The sequence below is a fragment of the Nocardioides pakistanensis genome, assembly GCF_054781215.1.
Genome location: NZ_BAAGUV010000052.1, coordinates 1 through 818, shown reverse-complemented (window position 1 = coordinate 818; position 818 = coordinate 1). Strand labels below are relative to the sequence as shown.

Sequence of the window (818 nt, the reverse complement as noted above, 5' to 3'; positions counted from 1 at the left end):
GACCCTCTACGTCAAGACCAACGCCGCCGCGATGGCCCGCATCGACGCCACCCTCACCTACCTCGCTGACGCACTGCGCACCCTCGGCGACACCGACACCGAAGACCAACGCCGCGCCAAAGCCATGCTGCTGCTGGCCAACCCCACCCAAGCCATCACCCTGCTCCAAGCCCTGGCCACCCACCACACCAACACCACCACCGCGGACAACGGCCGCAGCGGCGGCACCGACACCGACACCGGCACAGGCCACGGCAGCGGCCGCGGGACCGGCCGCAGCGGCGCCCCCCGGAAACGCCACCGCTACGACCCCACCGACTACCCCTTCCCCGACCCCGACCCGGACACTGGCGCAGACACTGGCCCGGACACTGGCGCAGCGACCGACCAAGCCGACCAGGCCGAGGACCCCGCGGCAACCGCGAAGCCGACCGAGGAACCGACCACCGCCAACCCCTCCACAGGTCCCGACGACACCAGCACGAGCAACACCGGTGCAGACGACCCCCGCATGAACGACACCAGCGCGGACCAACCGGCACCAGGCCCCGACCAGGATCCCGAGGATCTGCCGCCCAGCGCTCCGGAGCCCGACGACACCAACGCTACGGGCGAGCGAGACATCGACCTCCGCGACACCGGCAGCCCGGTCGAACCCCCAGACCCCGCCACCGAAGAGACCACACCACCCGACCCCGGACCATCCCCCGACGCCGGCCCGCCCGACGATCCCGACCCAGGACCACCCGAGAACCCACTAGCTCGGTTCTTCACACCCTTCGCGCCCGACCAGATCCCACCATGCCCCTGCCGCGGCG

General features: G+C 71.6%; 1 pseudogene. It reads left to right on the top strand.

The features are described 5' to 3' along the window. Positions 1–818 (top strand): annotated as a pseudogene (locus tag ACYVIH_RS17455) (hypothetical protein); the annotation flags it as partial.